Source organism: Imhoffiella purpurea, from assembly GCF_000585215.1.
Lineage (GTDB): Bacteria > Pseudomonadota > Gammaproteobacteria > Chromatiales > Chromatiaceae > Imhoffiella > Imhoffiella purpurea.
Map to the genome: position 1 here is coordinate 38510 of NZ_AONC01000023.1, position 20740 is coordinate 59249.

Consider the following 20740-nt stretch of genomic DNA (forward strand, 5'->3'; position numbering starts at 1 on the left):
AGAGGAAAGCCGGTCATGCGGTCTTCCGGGTCTGTTCCCGGTCTGCCCACCGATCCATTGGCGGACGTCCTGCGGGACATGCATCTTCCTGTCGCGGACCATCATCTCGACGATCGTCCGGGCTCCATGTACATCGGCCCGCGCGTGCGTCTGCGCGACGCCGAGATCGTCTACCGGCGCCCCGAGCCCGGGTTGCTGCTCATCGTCCTCTATCGCCGGCTCGGCGAGCGGCGCGCCTCGCTCGCCAATCCCTTCGCCGATCTCTTCTGGTTCCTGCGTCTCTGCGTCGAGCCGCGCTTCGGTCTGAGCCGCGTCCTCTGCCATGTCTCGACCGGCCCCTACCGCGACCGGGGCGGGCTCGACGACGCCCGCATGGTGCGTCTGTGCCGTCATCTGCTGGGGGCCGAGTGGATCGACTACGACCGGCATCCCTGGCTCTGCCAGGACGTCGGGCGGCTTCGAGCCCGCCTGGAGCGGCTGCGGCAGCGCTTCGATTCCGTGGCTGGAGCGCTCGCGCATCCATCGCCCGAACGCGACCGCCATCCGATTCGGCGGTCCGCGGCCCCGCATTCAACACCCCCGACCGCTGGAGCATCGACATGATCGATCTGCTCGAAAAGGACCCCTTCCTCCTGACCTGCGCCGCGCTCGACATGGCGGGGGCCAGTCTTCCCGATGGCATGGATCGTCCGCAGGACATGGACGAGGGCTTCTGTCTCCGCTTCGATCTGAGCGACGGCGCGTCCCTGGAGATCCGTCACGACCGCGACGCCAACACCTATCGGCTGCGCTCGCGCATCGGGATCCCGCTGCCGGAGCGGGCCGGTGCCCTGGCGCTCCTCGCCCTCAAGACCCAGGCCGTGATCGGCGAGCGCGGAATCCTCTTCGATCTCGACCCGAACGACGAGGCGTTCCGCGTCACCCATCATCTGTCGGGCGAGGGTCTCGGTCTCTCCGACTTCGCGGCCTTCATCACCTTGCTGCTGCGAATGGTCGCCTACTGGCAGGAGCTGCTGCAGTCATCCGAGGGGGCTCCGCAAACGGGCGCGAGCATGGCCGGGACCGAGGATGCCGGCACGCCCCCCATCAATATGATGCGGGTCTGAATCGGACCCGATGCCGAGCCCATCCATTCCCGAGATCCCCCATGCCTGACATCGACACCCACGTCAAATACGGTGCGCGCATCGAGATCGGTCACGGCCCGAACGATCCGGGGTCGGTGACTGCCAAGGACATCAAGGACCTGATCGAAACGGTCAGGACGACGCACAGGAAGGACTGGGATTCGAATAAACAATACTATGAATTTCGAGTGAAGAAGGATGGCGATGCATACCATCTCGAACTCAAGAAACAGACCTGGTTCGGCCGTCTGAGGGAATTCATCGGGAACCGGGGGACGGAGCGCAGCCAGGAAAGACAGCATGCCCTGAGCGTGCTCGCGGCGGCCTTCGACAAGCATCCCGGCAGCCTGAAGTTTCAAGACATCTGCAAGGAGTATCTCGACCCTGCCGGGATGCGTTCGGCAAGGCCCGGCTATACCCAGAAGCCCTATGGCCAAGACGCCTCCAGAGAGGTCGCCCGAAAGGTCGGCGATCTGCTGGAGGCCAAGGATTTCGATGCCCCACGGTACAACGCGGAGGCATCGAGCCGATTCGTCCGGAATTATGATCTCTCGTCCAGTATCAAGGACTTCCTGCGCAAGGATCAGGCGTTCGCCGATCTTCCGGAGTCCCAGAGAAACGCGCTGGCGGACAATCGAGACCTCCAAAGGAAAGTGCTGGGAATATTCAACCAGGTCGTCGAGGACAGCTCTAGACAGCTGCAGAAATTCGATTTCCAGAGGCAGGGCTCGCGGCGGCTCGATTTCAATGTCAAGGAGATCGCGACGCGGGCCGCAACGCGCGTCATGAAGAACAACACCAGGGTCCGCTCCTTGTTCTTGGGCTACAAGCAGGATCCCGAGCGCCTGCAGGGGCGCATCGATGACAAGGTGCGGGAGGCTCTGGGGCAATTGGCCGCCAATCTCGGTGTCGATGCGAGCTCGCTCTCGGAGCCCGTCGCGCGTCCGATCAAGGATAGGTTGGAGGATGCCGACTTCTTCGCGAGTCTGGCCGAGAAGGCCCTGTCGCGCGAGGACGTCAAGGCGCGTCTGAGCGCGGCGAGCGGCGATGTCGTCGCGGATCAGGATCCGGATCTGGATCTGGATGTCGTCAAGGAGGCATTTCTCGGTGTCATCGACGCCGAGATCCGGTCCGCCACGGATCGGGCCAAGATGGAGATCGTCCATGACGCCAACGACAGGAGTCGGGACGAGATCCTGTCGAATCTTCAGGATCGAGTCATTGCCCCGGCCATCCGCGAGGTCTTCGGCTCGGCCATCGGGATCGGCGATGTCCAGGGTTTGGTGAGGATCGACGAGGAAGGGCTGCGTCGATCGATCCTCGAATTCACGCGGACCGAGAGTCGAGATGGACGGCTCGCGAGCCGCTATGACATTGCCACGGCGATGACGAAACGGGTCGCCGACGCGTTGAGGCCGCAACGGGGTGCCGTGATCGAGGCGCACAACAGGGGGCTCGCGGATGCGCTGACGCCCGAGCGGATCTTGCAGGTCGTGGCCGAACGCTCGAGCCTTGCGGTGCAGCGACTGAATCCACAGGGCGCCTCGCTCGGTCTCGGTAGCAGTTCCCTCGCGACACGGCTGATGCAGGAGCGGGGTGCGCTCGAACCCGTCCTGGACCGCATCAAGACGATTGTCGCCGAGGGCGTGACCAAGAGCTCCAACGAGGGGCAGCTCCTCACCTCGGAGGACATGCGCGCATTGTCGGCGGGGATCATCGATCGGGAGATTGCCGCGGAGACGAGTGAACTGCGGGGCGCGGTCGCGCTCCTGGTCGCCAGGGGCAATCTCGATACGCTGACCCGTTCCATCTCCAGCCACAAGGACATGGATCAGGACTTTCTCGGCCGGATCCCCATCAAGTATCGAGACGCGCTCATCGATCGAGTCGTCGCCGAGACTCGGCTGGATATCGATCAGCGGGCCAGGGAACGCGGTGAGATCATCAGCCTGTCCCAGGCCAGCGACATACTCGGATCGCATCTGCTGAAGGAGCAGGAGGACTTCAAGAGACATCTCGCCGGCAAGGTCGAGGCATACAACAATGATCTGCTGCAGGGTTTCCTCGGCTCCTCTAAGGGCGGGGATCCGGAGCTCTACGAACTCGTCGCCTCCACCGCGCTGGGCAACACCTGGGAGGACATCTCGCGAGACCTTCTGGACAACGAGCGGTTTGCCTTCCTGACGCCCAAGCTGGGGCTCTCGCAACTCGACGAGAAGACGGTGGACGATTCCATCCGTGAGGTGACCCATGGGGTCGAGCAGTCCGTGGGCGAGGCGAGCCGCGAGGATTATTGGCTCGAGACGAGCGATCTTCCGGACCTTCTCGACGCCAGCGCCCGGCTCGAGCTGAACAAGGTGCTGATCGGCCGTCTGGTGAACAATCTGGACCGGGTCTACGACAAGGTCAGGGCCGATTTCGACGCCAATATCGATACCTATCTTCACGGAACGGTCGATGCGATGGCCCGGCCGCTCCAGGATTCCGAGCGCAGGCAGCTGGCGGAACTGAAGGGACGGTCCGACCTGACCCCGGCCGAAGCGCACGACCGGAGGGAGCTCGAATACCGGAACCGATATGCCAAGGGCTACCGCGAATTGGCCGAGATCGTCGGCAAGGAAAGAAGCTTGCCATTCTTGGCGTGGCCAGGTGTCGACGCGATCAAGCGAGGTGTGCTCGCGCAATTCGAGCAGGAGATCGCCGGCGGCAAGGATCTCACCAGCCCGCAGATCGTGGATGCGCTGACCCATTCCTTGCGGGCGAACCTCTACGCCGCGCCATCGCGCTATATCGATACCCTCGAAAAGGCGATCTATGGTTTCGGGGTGGCGTCCGACACCAAGAAGAACCCCTATTTCGAGCCGGATCAGGTGGAGGTGAAGAAATACGCGGATAGCCGCGCGCGGCTGCCGAACAATCAGGAATCGGCGGACCGATTCCGAACGAGGACCGAGCAGGGGATCGATAGGAGAAGGACTATCGTCGAGGATTTCACCTGGGACGCCCTTTCCAAGATCTCCGAAATCGCCTCCGATATCCCCTTGAGCGAGCGGGATATGGCCGAGATCATCCAGGGTCATCGTCAAAGGGCGATCGACTGGATCGGCAATATCAACAGCAAGGAAACCTTTGCTCGCAATCGGGAAAGGCGCGTCTCCGAATCCGAGGACAAGCCGGCGAAGGACTATGACAAGACAGGGCTCGCGAATGAATTGAAGTCGCTCGAGAAAGACGTCGGTGAGCGCGTCGCCAAGTCTCGGGCGAGACAGGCCGAGATCGCCGCCCTGCAGACGGGCGTGCCCGTCTTGTCGGGCCGGACGAAGGGACTGGAAGGGCTTCCCTGGATGGGGGCGGCGAGCGCGGGCTGACCCGCTCGAGTCGGAGGAAAGGCATCGATGAGGCGCTTGCGCCCGACATTGACGAATGGGGCACCATCATGACGTTCAGAATCGACGGACCATCCATTGCCCGGACCGACTCCGACCCTGGCGGAAGGGGGCTCCTGTCCGTGGAGGACATGATCGTGCTCGTCGGCATCGAGGCCATGCAATTCCAGCAGGGCAAGATCCAGAGCCAGTACCGGCACATCTCCGAGCAGCAGGCGCTGATGAAGAACCTGCAAAAGGCCATGGCCGCGGCCGCCCATACCAAGGGCGCGGCCCGTCTGCAGGACATCAAGTTCGACTTCACCGATCCGCTCACCGGACAGACGGTCAAGATGGATCTCAAGACCTTCATGGACCGCTTCGGCATCGAGTCACCCAAGCCGCAGTACCATGGCATCATCAAATTCATCAAGGACGTCGCCGATGCGATCGGCAAGCTCGTCGGCAAGGCCGTCGATTTCATCAAGGCGCAGTTTCCCGAGCTCGCCCATGCCTTGGACGACATTGGCAAATGGATGATGGAGAACCTCGTCGAGCCGATCAAACAGCTCGTCAGGCACCTCGACAAGCAGATCGGGGAATTCATGAAGTCCGATCTGGGCAAGGAACTGAGCCTGGTGGCCGTCGTCGCGGCCGGGCTCGGCGCCATCGTCGCCGGGGCCATGTTCGCCGCCATGCTGGCGCCGGTCATGGGTGTCGGCGCGGGGCTGGTCATCGGCGAGATCATCGGGTTCGGCGCCGCCGCCTTGATGGTGCTGACGGGGGTCAAGGTGAAGGAGGGAGACTGGGATCTCTATGAGATGGCCAAGGAGCTGGCTGGCGGGATCGCCCGCTTCCTCGAGGAGCACCTGGAGGAGATCCTCGAGAGCTGGACCGAATCGCTCGACACCGAGCAGTGGAAGGAGGTCGAGCAGAACCTCAAGATCAACTCGGACAGCGCCAGCGCCATGGCGCAACAGGACCATCTGCGTCTCTCGAGCGCGCTCAACGAATACAACGAGCTGACCCAGATGGTCAGCAACAACCTCAACAAGGTCACGCAAATGAACCTGAACGTGATCGGCAACATGCGCTGAGCCCAGCGCTTGCGGTCACCAGGAGAGGTATCACCATGAATCAGAGGCAGGATCGGGACGAGCCCGGCAGGCCGGGATCGGCACCTGGCGACGGGGTGGGCGAGAGGCTCGAGAAGAGCCGCGCGGATGCCCGGCGCTATTTCGGCGAGGATGGCATCACGCCCGAGGCGATCGGACGTTTCCTCGCAGACTCGGGGTCGGCACCGCTGCCCGATGTCGGGCGGCTGCTGAAGATCGCGCAGGAGATCCCTGGCGACGAGGACATGGGACGGCGCTGGGCCCAGTTGCTCCAGAAGGAAGACCTCTCGACCCTGATCGAGAATCCCAGGGCCTGCACCGAGAAATACGGCATCGAGCCCGAGGGCATCAAGACGCGTCTGGAGACCCTCCGGTGCCGCCTCGACGAGGAGGGGGCCTTGCGCTTTCCCGACCCCTCGGCGCTCGCCAATCTGGTTTTGACCATGGCCCAGCATCTGGGCGGCTATTCGGAGACGACAGGCATGAGCGATCTCGAAGAGACCATCCGACAGAACGAGGACATCATCCAGCGCAACATGGATCTCCTGAACCGGACCGATACCCTGATGCAGGAGCACGAGCGGCTGCTGGAGTCGCATGGCCTGACCGCCGAGGCGGTCGGTCGCTTCATCGAGAGCCAGCATGTGTCGCCCGAGGACCGCGAGCGCATCCGCGTCGAGACCGCGCGGGTCGAGCAGGAGATCGCGGCCCGCGAGTCCCAGCTCCAGCCCGAGCCGTCGCCGGATGCCACGACCGGCCAGGTGAAGAGACCGCGCATGCGGCCCATGGTCTGAGTCGCCGCCGACCGGATCCATTTTCGCAAGAGGACGATGAACGATGTCGAATACGGTTCAAGGCACCAGCGGTATCTCAGGGCAGGAATCCCAGGTCCTGCCGCCGCAGATGAGCATCGCCGAGATCCTGCTCATGATCGGGATCCAGGCCATGGATGCCAACGATCAGAAGATCCGCATCGCCTATGAAAAGGTGAAGCAGAACAACGAGGACCTGCAGAAACTGAACAAGGCGATGGCCTATCTGGCCGCGCACAAGGACAAGGAGCTCGATCCGAACGCCGACATCGGCGATGGACTCAAGCTCAAGGACGTCCTCGACCGCTTCAAGATCTCCCGTCCCGCCAACGACGGCAAGATCGCTGCGAACCAGTTCGCCCGGGTCGAGACGGCGATCAAGGGGGCGTCGGACGCCCTGGGCGGCACCAATCAGATCGACATGATGAAGCTGCAGTCGGTGCTCAATAAGCAGAACGAGATGTCGCAGATGGTGAGCAACAACATGAGCAAGCTGAACCAGATGGCGATGGCGCTGATCGGCAACATGCGCTGAGCGCGCACCGCTCGGGAGCGACATCGCTCGACGATTCCTGGACTCGGAGCCACTCGCAATGTCCACACCACCGGAAGATCCCACCGGCATGCCGGATCCCACCGACAGCCTGCTGCCCGGCGTCAGCGACGAGGATCTGGCACGGATCACGACCGACTTCATCAACAACGGCAAGACGATGCGCGAATTGAAGGGCATCGCGCGCGAGGAACTGGAGGCGGTCTATGGCATCGCCTACAACAGCTATGCCGGCGGCGATTACCAGAAGGCCCGCAAGCTGTTCCAGTTCCTCTGCTTCTTCGACCATCTGGAGCGCAAGTACTGGCTCGGTCTCGGCGGCTGCCGTCAGATGCTCGAGGATTACGCGCCGGCCATCGAGGCCTATACCTTCGCCATGCTGCTGGATTCCAGCGATCCCGCGCCTCCCTTCCATGCCGCCGAGTGCCATATCGGGCTCGGCGACCGCGAGGCCGCGATCAGCGGCCTGACCGCCGCGCTCGAATGGTCGGGCGATCGTCCCGAGCAGTTCCGGTCGCTTCGGGCGCGCGCGGAGGCGATGCTGGCGATCCTCGAAGAGTCCGGGCAATCCGCCGCGGCAGGAGAGTGAGCCATGTCGATCCCAACTGACGTCGCCCGGCGGCTGCTCGATGCCGCCCATGTCGCCGAGACGGAGGAACCGGTCCGCGCGCAAGCCCCGGCGCCGCGCACCCCGGTCGCGAGCGCACCGCCGCCTGCCAGTGCCGCGAGCCGCGGCGCCCCGCCGCTGCCCGCGCCGCCGCCCATGAGCATCGAGGACATGACCCTGGCCCTGACGGCGCTCAGCGGCAAGATCAACGAGACGCGCCAGCGGATGTCGATCAACGAGATCAAGGGCAACATGGCCAAGCAGAGCGCCGAGAACAAGGAACGGCTGGCCAAGATCCAAGAGTCGATCGAGAAGGCCGATCAGGCCAAGAAATCGGGCGTCTGGGGCAAGGTGTTCGGCTGGGTCGCGGCGGTCGCGGCCGTGGTCGCCTCCGCGGTCATGATCGCCACCGGTGTCGGCGCCGCGGCCGGCGCCTTGCTGTTGGCGGGGGCGATTACCGGTCTGTCCATGATGGTGCTGAAGGAGATCCCCGCCGTCGCCGACTGGATGTCCAAGAATCCGGCCTTCGGCTGGGCCATGATCGCGGTTCAGATGGTGCTCGCGGTCGCCAGCTTCGGGGCCGGCTTCGCCGGGGCGGCCAAGGCGGTGGCCGATGTCGCGGCCAAGACGGTCGGTGCGGCGACCAAGGTCGCCAACGTCGTCGGCAAGGTCGCCAATGGCGTCCAGGGGGGCGCGAGCGTGGGCATGGGCGCCTCGGCCATCGGCACCGCCGCGCGCAGCTATCAGGCCTCCGAGGCCAACATCGACGCCAAGCAGATCGAGTCCGAACTGCTCAAGCTGCAAGGGCTCATGGACGAGGAGATGGCGCGTCTGAAGAAGATGATGCAGGAGGCCGAGGAGTCGGTTTCGATCTGCATGGGCATCATGAGCGGCGCGACCCAGGCCAAACGGAACATCGCCGCCAAGATGGCCGTCTAGCCAATCCCTGATCCAGCGGAGGATGAGACCATGTCGGACCCGATCAGCGGTTATTCCGATCCACTGTCCCGCACCGACGCATCGGCGCTCGGCGGGACGGCCGATACCCAGCCCACGGGGGAGGTCGCGCGCGCCGACCGCCTGACACGGACGCATTCCCAGGACCGGATCGGTCGGCTCGATGCGCGGCAGGAACCGGTCTCGGGGCGCCAGGGGCCCGATCTGCCGCCGCCGGCCCAACCCGGGGCCGAGACCCTGCGCGCCGCCGCCGAGGGACTGGAACGCCTGTCCGGGACCGGGATGCAGGACGTCTTCGAGATCATGGCCGAGTTCTTCCGCATCTCCCAGAGTCTGCGCGAGGTCTCGAAGCAGGCCGCCCACGCCGAGCTCGAGCGCCAGGTCGGCGAGATCGAGAATCAGGCCAAGGACATGCATTCGGCCGCCGTCTGGAGCCTGGTCGCCGGCATCGTTTCGGGTATCGCCCAGATCGGTGCCGGGGCCTTTCAGACCTACGGCGCCGCCAAGTCGATCTCCACCCTCGGCGGGGGCGGCGAGGCCGGCGCCACCAAGGCCATGGCCGATGCGATGTCCATGCGCTGGAGCGGCCTGTCGGGGATCGTCTCGGGCGGCGGCAAGGGCATCGAGAGCGGTTTCCAGTATCTGGCCGCCATGGATCAGGAGGCGGTCAAGCGGGACGAGGCGGCGGCCACGCGGGCCGCGGGCGAGCGTGACGAGATGCTGAAATTCAAGGAAGGCATGGAGGAGAATATGCGCGCGGCCCTGCAGGCGCTCCAGCAGGTCATGCAGAGCCGCGAGCAGGTCGTGTCCAAGATCTTTGCGTGAGGAATCTCGTCATGTCGCGTCCCATCGATGAAATGCGCGTCACGCTGCCGCAGGAGGTCAAGCAGGTCTACGCGGGCGATCTCGCGGCGGCCCGTTGGCTCGGGGGGCGTGAGGTTCGGGCGGGCGTGCCCGGCGAGGCGCGCGCCGCCCGGGTCCAGGAGCAGCGGCGGATCGCCGAGCCGCCGGGACTCTGGAAGCGTTTTCTGAACGCCGTCGGGATTCGCCGCTTCACTCCGGAGGAGAGCTATCGGGCCAGAACCCATGCGCTCAGCGGGAAATTGCGCGATGTCGTCACCCGGCTCAGCACCGGGCATGCCACCAAGGACGCGCTCCTCGGGCCCATGCGCGACATCGCCTCGGATATCCGCACCCTGGCCCTGACGGTGCTCGCCAACGATCCGCAGATGGGGTCCTTGATCGGCCAGAGGAGGGCGCTCCTGGATCGCATGCAGGCGGGTGGACCCGCCGCAGGGACCGGCGCCGAGGAATCGGCGGCGATCGAGCGCCGGGTCGATGCCATGCTCCACGACACCGAGAGGGCGATCGTCGGCGCCCGGCTCGAGGCGCTCGTGACACCCATGTCCGACGAGACGCTGCATCGCCTGCGCGGGGTCGCCGAGGAGACCTTGGACCGGTTCCGGTCGCAGCTTCCGAACCGAGACAAGAAGTCCGAGGAGATCGGAACCTTGCCTGAAGGCCCCATGAAGGACCAGGAGCTCGCGCTGCGCGATCGGGAATATGCCAGCTACGGGCAGCCGATCGGATTGGCGATGACCCTGGTCGACGCGGCGGACAAGGCGTTGGCGAGCCGGGATGCGGCGCGTCAGTGGGAAACATCGGGGACTGGAGCGATCGATGTGGAAGGTTACCGGGCTGCCGCAACACCTTTGCTGAAAGGACTGGAGAGCCGCTTGGCACCTGCCTCGGAGCCGCGGGATCAGTTTCAGAACACCTTTCGAGACACGAGTCGGAATATGCGGTTTTCCGTTAACGGCGAACCGCTCGCGATCTGTCAGCTCGGGGATCACAAAGCGGATGAGCCGGTCGCAAGGAATGCTTACGTAACGGATAAAGAACGGATAGCCGCCAAATTTGGCGAGAATGCGCCGAAGGTTCTTGCGCTTCTGGATCAGCAGCTGATCACGCAGATCGCCAATCCGCTGTTCAAGCACGCAACCGTGGAAATTGGCAATCCTCCAGGGCCTTGTGCCATGAAAAGCATGAATAGTGCAGGGAGGGCCGGGGCACTTCAGGCAAGCATGAACGTCGTTGGCGGCGAGAATGGTGTGACTTTCGAGGTGAATATTCGGCGCGTGGTTGCCGAGATGGAAGATCAAGCCGGTCGAACGCATCGGTTCGATCCGGATCGGAGCCATCTCGATGTGAGCTATAAAATCGCCATCACGCCGGATAACCATCTGATATTCGACGGAGAGCCAACATTGGCTTACCACCTGAAAGGCTCGGAAACCTGAGGACGACACGCGATCATGACCTTCGACGAACTGACCCGCTCCCTGTCCGACCGCCTGGGCCTGCCCGACCTCGCCGCCAATCGGGAGGGCATGATCCGTCTGGCCTTCGCGGGCGATGTCGAGGTGGACATCGAGCCCGAAGCCGATGGCGACGCACTGCACATTTATACCAGGCTCGGACCCCAGACCGAGGATCCCGAGGTGCTCGCCCGCCTGCTGGCCGCCAATCTCTTCGGCCGGGAGACCGGCGGGGCGGTCATCGCCCTGGACGACTTCCTGAAGGAGCTGCTGCTGGCGCGCACCTTCGCGCTGGGGACCCTGGATGCGGACGCCTTTCTCGCGGCGCTGGAGGAATTCGTCAATTACGCCGAGCTGTGGCGCGACCGTCTCGCCTCCGGCGATCTGACGCGCTATCCGGAGCGGGAGGATGCCCAGGCGGCGCGCCCGGACCTGATGATCCGCGCCTAGGTGACGGCCGCCTTGGACACCCATCTGTCGGACCTGCTGGGCCGCTTCGCGGCGCGTCGGGATCTGGGCGCGCTCGGCGCGGACGCCGAGGGCCGGTATCGGCTGGAGCTGGACGGCTGGCTGGAGGTGCGGATCTTTCAGAGCGGCGGGGACCTCTTCCTGGAGGGATCCCCCGGCCGGCTGCCGGCGGAGGACCCGCGGGAGCCGGATCGGATCGCCGACCTGCTGCGCGAACAGGTGCGCGATCTCGAGGATCAGGAGGAGGTCCTGAGCCTGGATCCCGAGGGAGAGGATCTCATCCTGTTCCGCCGTCTCCAGGCGTCGGGGCTGAGGCTCGATGATTTCGAGCGGGCGCTCGAGTCCTTCGCCAATCGGCTCGAGCGCTGGACGCGTCGGCTCGCGGCCGATCGGACGGTCCCGAGCCCGGTGGCCGCCCCCATGCACATCATCTTTCCCTAGCCGACCATGGAGCCCGAGAGACCCTCTCCGTCCCCGGACGCGCGGCGTCCAGACTGGGTCCTGCATCTGCTCGCGGGCTTGCAGCGGGGCGCCGAGGCCCGGCTGCAGGACGGGATCGAATATATCCTGGGGCGGGACGAGTCCTGCGACCTGGTGCTCTGGGACGAGTCGGTCGCGTCCCGGCACCTCTCGCTGCTCGCCCATCCGGGATCCATCCGCGCCCAGGCGCTCGAACAGCCGATTCACCTGGCCGGGCGCCAGCTGGTCCCGGGGGAGTCGATCGAGCTCGACATCGCGACCGGTCTGCGTCTCGGGGATGTCGCCCTGGCCGTGGGGCGGCCCGACACCCGGTGGTCGGATCTGACGATCCCAGATCCGGCCGCCGTCGCCGCCTCTCCCCGAGAGGAGCCCGATGCGCGGGAGCCGGAACAGCCGGATCTCCCCGCTGCCTCGCCAGTCGCGGAGGCGGGTCCGTCCGTTCCGCCAGAGGGGACCCTCGAGGATTCCGATCGGCCGAATCCGGCGAAACCCTGGTGGGGATCGGGTCGGGGATTGGTCGCCGCCTCGGTGCTCCTGGTGCCGATCTTGGCCGGACTCGGCTGGTTCGCGCTCGCTCCCCGTCAGGTGCCGGTGGCCGGCGCCTCGCCAGCGACGGACCGGACGACCATGGAGCGCGCCCAGGATCTGGTCGAGCGTCTGGGGCTGGGTCCGGTGGAGATGGAACGCCGCCCGGATGGGGTCCTCATCCTGCGAGGCTACTGCGAGACGCGCGCCAAGCGTGACGAGTTGACGGCGGCGGCCGAGGCCGCCGGGCTGCCTCTGGTCAATCGGCTCTGGCCCGAGGACGGGGTGCGCCGCATCCTGGCGGAGACCCTGGATCGGCTGGGTGGCGGCCATCTGGATTACGAATATCTCGGCGCCGGGGAGGTCCGGGTGCACGGTCTCCTGAGATCCGGGCTCTCCGCCGAGGAGGTCGAGCGCTCGCTGCGGAACGACGTTCCGGGCATCCGGAACCTCGTCATGGATGCCCAGGAACTGGGTCCTTTCCTGGAGGATCTGCGCGAGGCCCTCCGGGACGGTGACCTCGACCGGAAGCTGTCCATTCACTCCGAGGATCCTCCGATCACCCTCAAGGGGCGTCTGAATACGCGAGACATGGAGGTTTGGGACAGACTCCGGAAGCAGCTCGCGGAACGCTATCCGCGTCTCCCGCCTCTGGTGTCGGAAGTCATGCACGACCCGCGCGAGAGGCGGCTTGCGGAAGCAAGCGGTCAGCCGGCTGCGGAGGCCGAGACGCCCGGCCACGTCGCCTGGCCCGCGATCCGAGTTCGTGGAATCCTGATCGGAGCCAACGACATCGCCTACGCGGTGCTGGACAATGGGGAGCAGGTCATGCGCGGGGATCTGATCGCCGACCGCTATCGAGTGGAGGAGATCCGCTTCGATCGGGTGATCGCCCGCCTAGGTGAAGAACGTCATGTATTCCGAGTAGGAGTCGATACAAGATGACCGATGAAGCCAACGAACCCTGGTTCGAGATCGAGCGCCGGCTGATGGACGACCAGGACGGCCGGGAGCGGGATGGAATCCAGTCGCGTCTGGAAGAGGCCGCGCGCCCGCTCAAGCGTCAGCTCGACGCGGGCGTGACCCCGGCCGAATTCGCTCGGCTGAACGCCGTTCTCGAGGGACTCGAGGCCGGTCGGGACCTGGTCATGCAGGTCTGGCGCGCGCATCATCCCAGCGTTTAGGGATACGCAACATTCAGAGCACAATATTCTCAAGCGAGGTGAGCCATGACGATCGAAGTGGGCGCATTGTTGAGCGCACTCAGCAAGGAAGAGGAGGCGATCAAGAAAAAGATCGACGACCCGGACTTCAAGGCGACGGACTCGAAGCAGATGCTCGAACTGCAGATGCGCTTCAGCAACTATCAGCAGCTCAGCGGCATCACCTCGGCCATCGTCAGCGATCTGAAGCAGGCGGCGCAGGGCGTCATTCAAAAGGTGTAGCGCGGCCGGTCGCGGCCCGAGATTCACGACCCGGCGCCCCGCTTGGAGCGCCTCGATGTGTGGAGACAATGCATGGACATCGACGACGATCTGGTCCGACTTCTGGCCGAGCTGGCCTCCATCGCCGGCGGGCGCGGCCTGGCGGAACCCGCCGAGGCGCTCGTCGGCGCCCTGGTGGCGCTGCGGCCGGACAGCGAGCGGCCCTATCTGATCCAGGCGCTGGGGCAGCTGAATCTGGGCGACGCGAACGGCGCGGAGCGCATCCTGCGGGACCGGGCGCTCAAGACCAATCCCAGTAGCGCCATGGCCTTGGCCTATCTCGGACTGGTGCTGCACCAGCAGGGACGCATGAGCGAGCGGGACCAGGTCCTGCGTGCGGCGCTGGACAGCCCGGACGGAGACGCCGATGCCGAACGGCTCGCCCGCAGTCTCCTGGCGGCCCCGCCCGCCTGATGAGCCCGGCCGGGCACGCCTCTCGGCGCACCTGATCATGATGAGGATGCTGGCACTGATGAGACAACGGCGATGATCGACCCGGTCACGGCCTATGCCGTCGGCCCTCTGGCCAGTCTGGACCCGGTCCCGCAGATGACGGTGCCGCTGCCCATGCCGGCGGTCGGCGCCGCCGATCAGGCGCGGTTCCAGGCGGCGCTGCATCCTGTTCGGGACACGCCCCCAGGGACCGGAGTGGACGCGGCCTGGTCCGGCCAGTCGCTGGAGACCCCGGTCAGCCCGGGCGACAGGATCCTCCAGGGGATGGAGCGTCTGCGCACCCGCTATCGCGAGGTCGGCGCGGCCTTGGAGTCGAGCGTCCACGAGACCCAGATGAACCCTCAGGAGCTGCTCGGCCTGCAGATGCAGATGGCCCAGGTGACCCTGGGGACGCAGCTGATCGGTCAGGTCGCCAGCAAGCTGGAGCAGAACCTCAACACGCTGCTCAAGGCGTCCTGATGGCCGCATCCGCCGCCGTCGGACGGCTGCCCGCTGGATTGGCGCGGATCCTGGCCTGTCTGTGCCTGCTGACCCTGTTGGCCGGCTGCCAGAAGGTGGAGCTCTATTCGGATCTCTCCGAGCGCGACGGCAACGAGATCCTGGCGCTCCTGCTGAGTCAGGGGATCGCCGCGGACAAGAGCCGCGACAAGGAGTCCGTGGCCATCAGCATTCCGCGCGATCAGGTGGCGCGATCCCTCAATATACTCAACCGCGCGGGCCTGCCGCGCGACCGCTTCACCGACCTGGGACAGATCTTCCAGAAGCAGGGACTCATCTCCTCGCCCATGGAGGAGCGCGTGCGCTACACCTACGGCATCTCGCAGATGCTCGCCGATGCGATCAGCCAGATCGACGGGGTGCTGACGGCGCGCGTGCTCATCGTGCTTCCGGAGGCCGCCGCATTCGGCGAGACCGCGCCTCCACCCTCGGCCTCGGTCTTCATCAAGCACCTCGATGGCTCCGAGATCCAGGAAGCGGTGCCGCGGATCAAGGCGATGGTGCAGAACAGCGTCGACGGATTGAGCTACGACAAGATCGCCGTCGTGCTCTTCGGGACGAGCCAAAGCCTTCCCGAGCCGAGTGCTTTCGACGCCCATGCCAATCCGATGCCCGAGCCGTCCCAGGGGTGGGTGGCGATCGGCGCGCTCGCATCGCTGCTGGTCCTCGCCCTGTCGGCGGCCGGCTATCTCGGATGGCGCCTGAGACGGGCCTCGCGACCGCCCGGTCCTGGCGGCTCCAATGGCTGACGCGGATCTGGGTCTGGCGCGGCCGCTCTGGCGGGAGCAGGCGCTCATCCTGAATTTCCAGCCGGCGCGGTATCTGCACGCCTCCTGGCTTGGGCTCCTCCCGGAGGGCGAGCTCATCGGGCGGTTGCGCGAGGCGCCGCGCGCACACCCCCTGGTGTCGCGCCATCTGTTGCAGGCATTCGGCCTCGAGGGGCGGTGGGTCGAGGATTTCAGCCATCCCTGGGCGCGTCTCGCCCTGCTCGACGGCCCTTGGCTCGAGCGCCTGCTGCGCCGCCTGGGGCTCGCGCTGCGCGCGGGCGCGCTGCGTCAGGATCTGGGCGGCGAGCGGATGCGCCGGCTCAAAGGGACCCTGAGCCAGGAGGACTGGGTCTTCCTGACCCGCGAGACCCCCCTGCTCGGACGGATCCCCGAGTTCGCGTCCGAACCGCGGGAGACCGATCCGGCGACCCGCTTCGCCCTGATCGGCGCCCGCTATTGCGCGCTCCACGGCCTGGGGGCCATGGAAACGCCTCTGGTCCGGCGTCTGGCCATGAAGCTGCCCCGGGACTGGGCCGCGGCCCTAGATGTCCCGCGGCCGGCTCGTCCATCCTCATTGCCGCCCTTGTTGTCCAAACTGCTTCGGGAGCTGCCCGCGCCATGGATCCCTTTGTTCGCCTGAAGCCAGACGCGCTGAAGATCGCCCCCGAGGTCAGGTGCCTGAAATCCTCGGACTATCGGACGCTGATCTCGGCGCGCGAGCTGCTCGATGCGGCGCGACGCGCCGCCGAGGCGCTGCGCGCCCAGGCCGAGGAGGACTATGCCCGCGAGCGCCGGCGCGGCTACGATGAGGGACTCGCCGAGGCACGGATGGAGATGGGGGTGCGGATGCTCGAGACCGTCGAGCGCAGCGTCGCCTATTTCGGTCAGATCGAGCATCAGGTCGCGGATCTGGTGATGACGTCGCTGCGCAAGATCCTCGGCGAGTTCGACGACACCGAACTGACGCTGCGCCTGGTGCGCCAGGCACTGCAGGTCGTGCAGAGCCAGCCGCGCGTCACCATCCGGGTCTGTCCCGAGCAGGCCGCCGAGCTGCAGGAGCGTCTGTCGAGGCTGATCGCCGGCTATACCAGTCTGGGCACGGCCGTCATCTCGGCCGATCCGCGCCTGGAGCGGGGCGGCTGCATCCTCGAGACCGAGATCGGGGTGGTCGAGGCCAGCCTCGACCTTCAGCTGATGGCGTTGGACAAGGCGCTGCGGTCGCGGCTCCAGGCTCGGGACGGTGCCGCGGACGCAGTGGATTCCAGGGTCGACCGATAAGGAGGGGTTCTATGAATATCGAGATCACACAGCAGGCGGACATCAGCATCGTCACCGTCACGGGCAAGCTCGACGCCCTCACGGCGCCCGAATACGAGCGGCGCCTGGGGCGGCTGATCGAGGAGGGCGCGCAGCGGATCGTCGTGGACTTCGGTCCGCTGGTCTACGTCAGCAGCGCGGGTCTGCGCGCCCTGCTCAATACGACCAAGCCGCTCCAAGCCCGCGGTGGCCGCATCGTCTACGCCAACCTCCAGGAGCCGGTGCGCGAGGTCTTCGAGATGACCGCACTCCTGACCCTGTTCAGGGTGCACGACTCGCTTGCCGACGCCCTGGCCGACGTCTGAGTCGAGGGGCGCCGTCATGACCACCGTCACCCTTCGTCTCCCGGCCAACCTGGAGGAACTGCCCGCGGCTCAGGACTTCCTGGCGCGCCAGGCCGAGCTCGGCGGCCTGGATCCGCGCACGAGCGGACGTCTGGCCCTCGCGCTCGAGGAGGTCTTCGTCAATGTCTGCCATTACGCCTATCCGGCCGGCACGCCGGGCGAGATCGAGCTGCGCGCGACCCGGGATCCAGGGCGTTTCCTGCTCGACGTGATCGACGATGGGGTAGAGGTCGATCCCCAAGGCATCCAGGAACCGGATCTGGATCTGCCCCTGGAGCGGCGGGCCGTCGGCGGACTCGGCTGGTTCATGATCCGGCGCCTGGTGAGCGAGCTGCACTGCCGGCGCGAGCGGGGACGCAACCGGGTCTCGCTCGTCATGGATCTGCCGGCGGATGCCTCGGCATCGGCGGGCGGCTGAGCGAGGCGCCCGGTCTGTGGTACGGACAAGGCTGGCCGGCTGGTCCTGGCTCCTCCTCGCCGGGCTGCTGATCGGATTTCCTCCGGGTGTCGGGCGATGCATGGCGGACGCCGGCCAGGACGCGACACTCGTCCCCCTGAGTCTGATGCTGGGCGCGCATCCCAAGGCGCGGTTCGCCGGCTATTACCTGGCCAAGGAGCTCGGCTACTATCGCGAGGCCGGGATCGAGCTGAGGATCGAGCAGGCGGCGAGCGGTCGCTCGCCGCTGGAGGCGCTGCGGGAGGGCAGGGCCGACATCGCGCTCCTCTGGCTGCCGACCGCCGTCCAGGCGCGCGCCGAGGGCGTCCCCCTGGTCAATCTGGCGCAGATCCTTCGGCATTCATCCCTCGTCATCATCGCCCGCGCGTCCTCCGGTGTGCGTGCCGTCTCCGATCTCGACGGCAGGCGGCTGGGCATTCCCGTGGACGAGCGGCGGCTGCCGGTCGAGATCCTGCGCCGCAAGATGGGTCTGGGATTCACCTCCGTGCCCCAGTCCGCATCGGTCAATCTCTTCCTGCGCGGCGGCGTCGAGGCCGTCGCCGGACTCTGGTCGGACGACTACCATCTCCTGCTCAACGCCGGGCTCGATCCCGAGGATTTGGCGGTTCTGCCCTTGACCGAGCTGGGCGTCGATCTGCCCGAGGACGGACTCTATGCCCTCGAGTCGACCCGCAACCAGCGCTCGGGGCCGCTCGCCGCCTTTCTGACGGCGACCCGGCGCGGCTGGGAGGCCGCCGCGGAAGATCCGGCCTCGGCGCTCGATCTGGTGCTGGGCATCCAGCGGGCGGCGCGCATCCCGGCCAACCGTGCCCATGAGCGCTGGATGCTCGGGCTCATGCTCGATGCCCTGGGTCCGTCGTCCCCGGACGGATGGGACTGGCGGCTGAAGCGGGAAGAGCTGGCCCGTGCGCGCGACCTCCTGTCCGAGACCGGTCTGCTGGATGCCAAGGCGGGAGCCCTCACGGGCCTGGGGGACTGGTGATGCCGCATTGGGGTGGAATCGGGCGCCGGCTGCTGATCGTCGTCATGCTCTGCGTCACGGTGGTGCTCTCCGCCAGCCTGGGCTTCTATCATCATCAGGCCCGCCAGCGCCTGATGCGGCCCGTCCAGGCCAACGCCGATCATCTGTCTTTCGCCCTGGTGCAGCGGGTGGGACAGTTTCTCGTCACGGCCAGACGCGCCACCGAGACCCTCGCCCAGGCGATCGAGTCCGGACGCTTCGACGAGGCGGAACTGGAGGAGCTGCTGCGTCGCTCGCTGCTGACGAGTCCCGAGCTGTTCGGGGTCGGTCTGGCGCTGGACCCGGCCGGGCTCGGGGACGCAAGCCAGCGTTCCATGATGTATTTCCACCGTCAGGCGGATGGCATCCGCTTCACCACCGAGCTGGACGAGGACGACTATCTGGTCGAGGACTGGTACCAGATCCCCTATGCGCTCCAGGAGCCCGAATGGAGCGAGCCCTATTACGAGGATCTCGCCGGCCGCTCTCAGCTGATCGCCACCTTCTCACTGCCGATCGCCGATACCGCTCACCACCCCGACCGGCCGCTCGGGATCCTGGCGGCGGATATCGACCTCGATTGGCTTACGCGCCAGGTCGCCAAGGTCGCGGTGCTCGATACCGGCTTCGCCGTGCTGATCTCGCGCAACGGCACCATCCTGACGCATCCCGATGCCGATCTCATCATGAACGAGAGCCTCTTCAGCCTCGCCGAGCTGAGCGAGGATCCGGAGCTGCAGCGCGCGCAGGCGCACCAGCTGCTTTCGGGCGGTCAGGGCTTCATCGAGCACAGTCCCCTGCTCGGCGTCATGGCGCACATCCACTATGCGCCGATCGCCGCATCCGATTGGACGCTCGCCATCGTCTTTCCGGAATCCGAGCTGTTCGGCGACATCGATCGCCTGACCTTGAGCGCCGCTGGCATCGGGCTGATCGGGCTGCTCGTCTCCCTGATCGCCATGGCCCTGGTCGCGCGCTCGATCAGCCGGCCCTTGCGGGCGCTCGTTCATTCGACGGGACGGATCGCCCAGGGCGACTTCGAGGCGCCTCTGCCCGAGCCCTCGCATGCCGACGAGGTCGCGGACCTGACCCGCTCCTTCGCGGCCATGCGGATCGCGCTGCGTCGGCATCTCGAACAGCTCCAGCGCGCGACGGCGGCCAGGGAGCGGATCGAGAGCGAGCTGGCGATCGCGCACGACATGCAGATGTCGATCCTCCCCAAGCGTCTGCCACCCATTCCGGGGCACGAGGGGGTGCGTCTGGAGGCCAGGATCCTCCCCGCGCGCGAGGTGGGCGGCGACTTCTACGATTTCTTCCTCGTCGATCCGAATCGTCTGTGCCTGTTGATCGCGGACGTCTCGGGCAAGGGCGTGCCCGCGGCCCTCTTCATGGCCATGACCAAGACCCTCATCAAGGGCAGCGCGCGGTATGGATCCGATCCGGGCGAGATCCTGAGTCTCGTCAACGACGAACTCGCGGCGGACAACGACAGCAATATGTTCGTCACCGTCTTCTGCGGGATCCTGGACCTAGAGACGGGCACCCTGGCCTATACCAATGCCGGACACAATCCGCCCGTGCTGATGCGGGGCGCCGGAGAGGATCCGGTCCTGGTCAGGAGTGCACCTCAGCTGATGCTCGGCGTGATGGAGGGACTGACATTGCGCACGGATCGTCTCACCCTCGCTCCTGGCGACCGACTCTTTCTCTACACCGACGGGGTCACCGAGGCGATGAATGGGCGCGATGAATGCTATTCCGAGGCACGATTGCTCGATCTCTTGTCGGGTCTGCGCACTCGGCCGATCGATGCGCTCGGGGGAACCGTGCTGGAGGATATCCGCGACTTCGTGGGCGAGACTCCTCAATCGGACGACATCACTATCCTGATCTGTGAGTGCTGATCGCCTCGGTTGGGCCTGCCCGAGATCGGCCTGTTTCTGGTGTGGGCCGAAGTACGAGGGCGGGCGTCGGCAATGGATTGGTGCGCTGATGCAACAGTTCTTGGCGATATCGCCCCCTTATCGCCGGACTCATATGTCTTTAACCTAGTGTTTTTCTTCACCAGCCGTCGGCCTCTGTCTCGTCTGACG

General features: G+C 66.0%; 24 protein-coding genes. All 24 read left to right on the forward strand.

Features of this window, described 5'->3' with window-relative positions; all coding sequences use genetic code 11:
* Positions 1-15: 15 nt before the first annotated feature.
* The 24 genes from D779_RS07830 (at position 16) to D779_RS07945 (ending at position 20551) form a co-directional block, all read left to right on the forward strand.
* Entirely contained in the window at positions 16-603 is a 588-nt protein-coding gene (locus D779_RS07830; RefSeq protein WP_081763401.1) for a hypothetical protein, read from the forward strand.
* Entirely contained in the window at positions 600-1106 is a 507-nt protein-coding gene (locus tag D779_RS07835) for a hypothetical protein (protein ID WP_043752115.1), read from the forward strand. The genes D779_RS07830 and D779_RS07835 overlap by 4 nt, the downstream gene beginning before the upstream one ends.
* 41 nt (positions 1107-1147) lie before the next feature.
* On the forward strand, positions 1148-4495 hold the full coding sequence (locus D779_RS07840; protein WP_043752118.1) for a hypothetical protein: 3348 nt from the start codon (positions 1148-1150) through the stop codon (positions 4493-4495).
* A gap of 68 nt (positions 4496-4563) precedes the next feature.
* A complete protein-coding gene (locus tag D779_RS07845; protein WP_043752120.1) occupies positions 4564-5589 on the forward strand; it encodes a hypothetical protein in 1026 nt (341 codons plus the stop codon).
* A gap of 35 nt (positions 5590-5624) precedes the next feature.
* Positions 5625-6401 (forward strand): hypothetical protein, encoded by a 777-nt coding sequence (locus D779_RS07850; protein ID WP_157726351.1) that lies wholly within the window; start codon positions 5625-5627, stop codon positions 6399-6401.
* Positions 6402-6444: 43 nt separating this feature from the next.
* Positions 6445-6954, forward strand: coding sequence for a hypothetical protein (locus D779_RS07855; RefSeq protein WP_043752125.1), 510 nt, complete (start codon positions 6445-6447; stop codon positions 6952-6954).
* Positions 6955-7012: 58 nt separating this feature from the next.
* On the forward strand, positions 7013-7561 hold the full coding sequence (locus D779_RS07860; RefSeq protein ID WP_052347947.1) for a SycD/LcrH family type III secretion system chaperone: 549 nt from the start codon (positions 7013-7015) through the stop codon (positions 7559-7561).
* Positions 7562-7564: 3 nt separating this feature from the next.
* Positions 7565-8518: a type III secretion system translocon subunit SctE gene (gene sctE / locus D779_RS21035; RefSeq protein ID WP_052347948.1), complete on the forward strand. Its 954-nt coding sequence runs from the start codon at positions 7565-7567 to the stop codon at positions 8516-8518.
* Positions 8519-8548: 30 nt separating this feature from the next.
* Positions 8549-9361: a type III secretion system translocon subunit SctB gene (gene sctB / locus D779_RS07870; RefSeq protein WP_043752128.1), complete on the forward strand. Its 813-nt coding sequence runs from the start codon at positions 8549-8551 to the stop codon at positions 9359-9361.
* A gap of 11 nt (positions 9362-9372) precedes the next feature.
* Positions 9373-10836 (forward strand): hypothetical protein, encoded by a 1464-nt coding sequence (locus D779_RS07875; RefSeq protein WP_157726352.1) that lies wholly within the window; start codon positions 9373-9375, stop codon positions 10834-10836.
* Positions 10837-10851: 15 nt separating this feature from the next.
* Positions 10852-11304, forward strand: a complete 453-nt coding sequence (locus D779_RS07880; protein WP_043752133.1) for a type III secretion system chaperone — start codon at positions 10852-10854, stop codon at positions 11302-11304.
* Positions 11305-11763, forward strand: coding sequence for a CesT family type III secretion system chaperone (locus D779_RS07885; protein ID WP_043752135.1), 459 nt, complete (start codon positions 11305-11307; stop codon positions 11761-11763).
* A gap of 6 nt (positions 11764-11769) precedes the next feature.
* Positions 11770-13272, forward strand: a complete 1503-nt coding sequence (gene sctD / locus D779_RS07890; RefSeq protein WP_043752138.1) for a type III secretion system inner membrane ring subunit SctD — start codon at positions 11770-11772, stop codon at positions 13270-13272.
* Complete coding sequence (locus tag D779_RS07895; protein WP_043752140.1) at positions 13269-13511, forward strand: EscE/YscE/SsaE family type III secretion system needle protein co-chaperone; 243 nt, start codon at positions 13269-13271, stop codon at positions 13509-13511. The genes sctD and D779_RS07895 overlap by 4 nt, the downstream gene beginning before the upstream one ends.
* Positions 13512-13556: 45 nt before the next feature.
* Entirely contained in the window at positions 13557-13772 is a 216-nt protein-coding gene (locus D779_RS07900) for an EscF/YscF/HrpA family type III secretion system needle major subunit (protein WP_043752143.1), read from the forward strand.
* 72 nt (positions 13773-13844) lie between these two features.
* A complete protein-coding gene (locus D779_RS07905; RefSeq protein ID WP_043752145.1) occupies positions 13845-14225 on the forward strand; it encodes a tetratricopeptide repeat protein in 381 nt (126 codons plus the stop codon).
* A gap of 72 nt (positions 14226-14297) precedes the next feature.
* Positions 14298-14723: a type III secretion system inner rod subunit SctI gene (gene sctI / locus D779_RS07910; protein WP_043752149.1), complete on the forward strand. Its 426-nt coding sequence runs from the start codon at positions 14298-14300 to the stop codon at positions 14721-14723.
* Entirely contained in the window at positions 14723-15511 is a 789-nt protein-coding gene (sctJ, locus tag D779_RS07915; protein ID WP_043752151.1) for a type III secretion system inner membrane ring lipoprotein SctJ, read from the forward strand. Before sctI ends, sctJ begins: the two co-directional genes overlap by 1 nt.
* Positions 15504-16169: a SctK family type III secretion system sorting platform protein gene (locus D779_RS21040; RefSeq protein WP_052347949.1), complete on the forward strand. Its 666-nt coding sequence runs from the start codon at positions 15504-15506 to the stop codon at positions 16167-16169. The genes sctJ and D779_RS21040 overlap by 8 nt, the downstream gene beginning before the upstream one ends.
* Positions 16148-16807 (forward strand): HrpE/YscL family type III secretion apparatus protein, encoded by a 660-nt coding sequence (locus tag D779_RS07925; protein ID WP_052347950.1) that lies wholly within the window; start codon positions 16148-16150, stop codon positions 16805-16807. Before D779_RS21040 ends, D779_RS07925 begins: the two co-directional genes overlap by 22 nt.
* Positions 16808-16818: 11 nt before the next feature.
* Positions 16819-17151: an STAS domain-containing protein gene (locus tag D779_RS07930; RefSeq protein WP_043752153.1), complete on the forward strand. Its 333-nt coding sequence runs from the start codon at positions 16819-16821 to the stop codon at positions 17149-17151.
* 16 nt (positions 17152-17167) lie between these two features.
* On the forward strand, positions 17168-17608 hold the full coding sequence (locus D779_RS07935; protein ID WP_052347951.1) for an ATP-binding protein: 441 nt from the start codon (positions 17168-17170) through the stop codon (positions 17606-17608).
* A 16-nt stretch (positions 17609-17624) separates the two neighbouring features.
* The gene (locus D779_RS07940) at positions 17625-18629 is read left to right on the forward strand and encodes an ABC transporter substrate-binding protein (protein ID WP_157726353.1); all 1005 of its coding nucleotides are present in this window, start codon (positions 17625-17627) and stop codon (positions 18627-18629) included.
* Positions 18629-20551: a SpoIIE family protein phosphatase gene (locus D779_RS07945; protein ID WP_043752156.1), complete on the forward strand. Its 1923-nt coding sequence runs from the start codon at positions 18629-18631 to the stop codon at positions 20549-20551. The genes D779_RS07940 and D779_RS07945 overlap by 1 nt, the downstream gene beginning before the upstream one ends.
* The last annotated feature ends 189 nt before the right edge of the window (positions 20552-20740 follow it).

Coding starts and splice junctions, on each gene's coding strand:
- D779_RS07830 (WP_081763401.1), top strand. CDS start 16: ATGCGGTCTTCCGGGTCTGTTCCCGGTCTGCCCACCGATCCATTGGCG.
- D779_RS07835 (WP_043752115.1), top strand. CDS start 600: ATGATCGATCTGCTCGAAAAGGACCCCTTCCTCCTGACCTGCGCCGCG.
- D779_RS07840 (WP_043752118.1), top strand. CDS start 1,148: ATGCCTGACATCGACACCCACGTCAAATACGGTGCGCGCATCGAGATC.
- D779_RS07845 (WP_043752120.1), top strand. CDS start 4,564: ATGACGTTCAGAATCGACGGACCATCCATTGCCCGGACCGACTCCGAC.
- D779_RS07850 (WP_157726351.1), top strand. CDS start 5,625: ATGAATCAGAGGCAGGATCGGGACGAGCCCGGCAGGCCGGGATCGGCA.
- D779_RS07855 (WP_043752125.1), top strand. CDS start 6,445: ATGTCGAATACGGTTCAAGGCACCAGCGGTATCTCAGGGCAGGAATCC.
- D779_RS07860 (WP_052347947.1), top strand. CDS start 7,013: ATGTCCACACCACCGGAAGATCCCACCGGCATGCCGGATCCCACCGAC.
- sctE (WP_052347948.1), top strand. CDS start 7,565: ATGTCGATCCCAACTGACGTCGCCCGGCGGCTGCTCGATGCCGCCCAT.
- sctB (WP_043752128.1), top strand. CDS start 8,549: ATGTCGGACCCGATCAGCGGTTATTCCGATCCACTGTCCCGCACCGAC.
- D779_RS07875 (WP_157726352.1), top strand. CDS start 9,373: ATGTCGCGTCCCATCGATGAAATGCGCGTCACGCTGCCGCAGGAGGTC.
- D779_RS07880 (WP_043752133.1), top strand. CDS start 10,852: ATGACCTTCGACGAACTGACCCGCTCCCTGTCCGACCGCCTGGGCCTG.
- sctD (WP_043752138.1), top strand. CDS start 11,770: ATGGAGCCCGAGAGACCCTCTCCGTCCCCGGACGCGCGGCGTCCAGAC.
- D779_RS07895 (WP_043752140.1), top strand. CDS start 13,269: ATGACCGATGAAGCCAACGAACCCTGGTTCGAGATCGAGCGCCGGCTG.
- D779_RS07900 (WP_043752143.1), top strand. CDS start 13,557: ATGACGATCGAAGTGGGCGCATTGTTGAGCGCACTCAGCAAGGAAGAG.
- D779_RS07905 (WP_043752145.1), top strand. CDS start 13,845: ATGGACATCGACGACGATCTGGTCCGACTTCTGGCCGAGCTGGCCTCC.
- sctI (WP_043752149.1), top strand. CDS start 14,298: ATGATCGACCCGGTCACGGCCTATGCCGTCGGCCCTCTGGCCAGTCTG.
- sctJ (WP_043752151.1), top strand. CDS start 14,723: ATGGCCGCATCCGCCGCCGTCGGACGGCTGCCCGCTGGATTGGCGCGG.
- D779_RS21040 (WP_052347949.1), top strand. CDS start 15,504: ATGGCTGACGCGGATCTGGGTCTGGCGCGGCCGCTCTGGCGGGAGCAG.
- D779_RS07925 (WP_052347950.1), top strand. CDS start 16,148: ATGGATCCCTTTGTTCGCCTGAAGCCAGACGCGCTGAAGATCGCCCCC.
- D779_RS07930 (WP_043752153.1), top strand. CDS start 16,819: ATGAATATCGAGATCACACAGCAGGCGGACATCAGCATCGTCACCGTC.
- D779_RS07935 (WP_052347951.1), top strand. CDS start 17,168: ATGACCACCGTCACCCTTCGTCTCCCGGCCAACCTGGAGGAACTGCCC.
- D779_RS07945 (WP_043752156.1), top strand. CDS start 18,629: ATGCCGCATTGGGGTGGAATCGGGCGCCGGCTGCTGATCGTCGTCATG.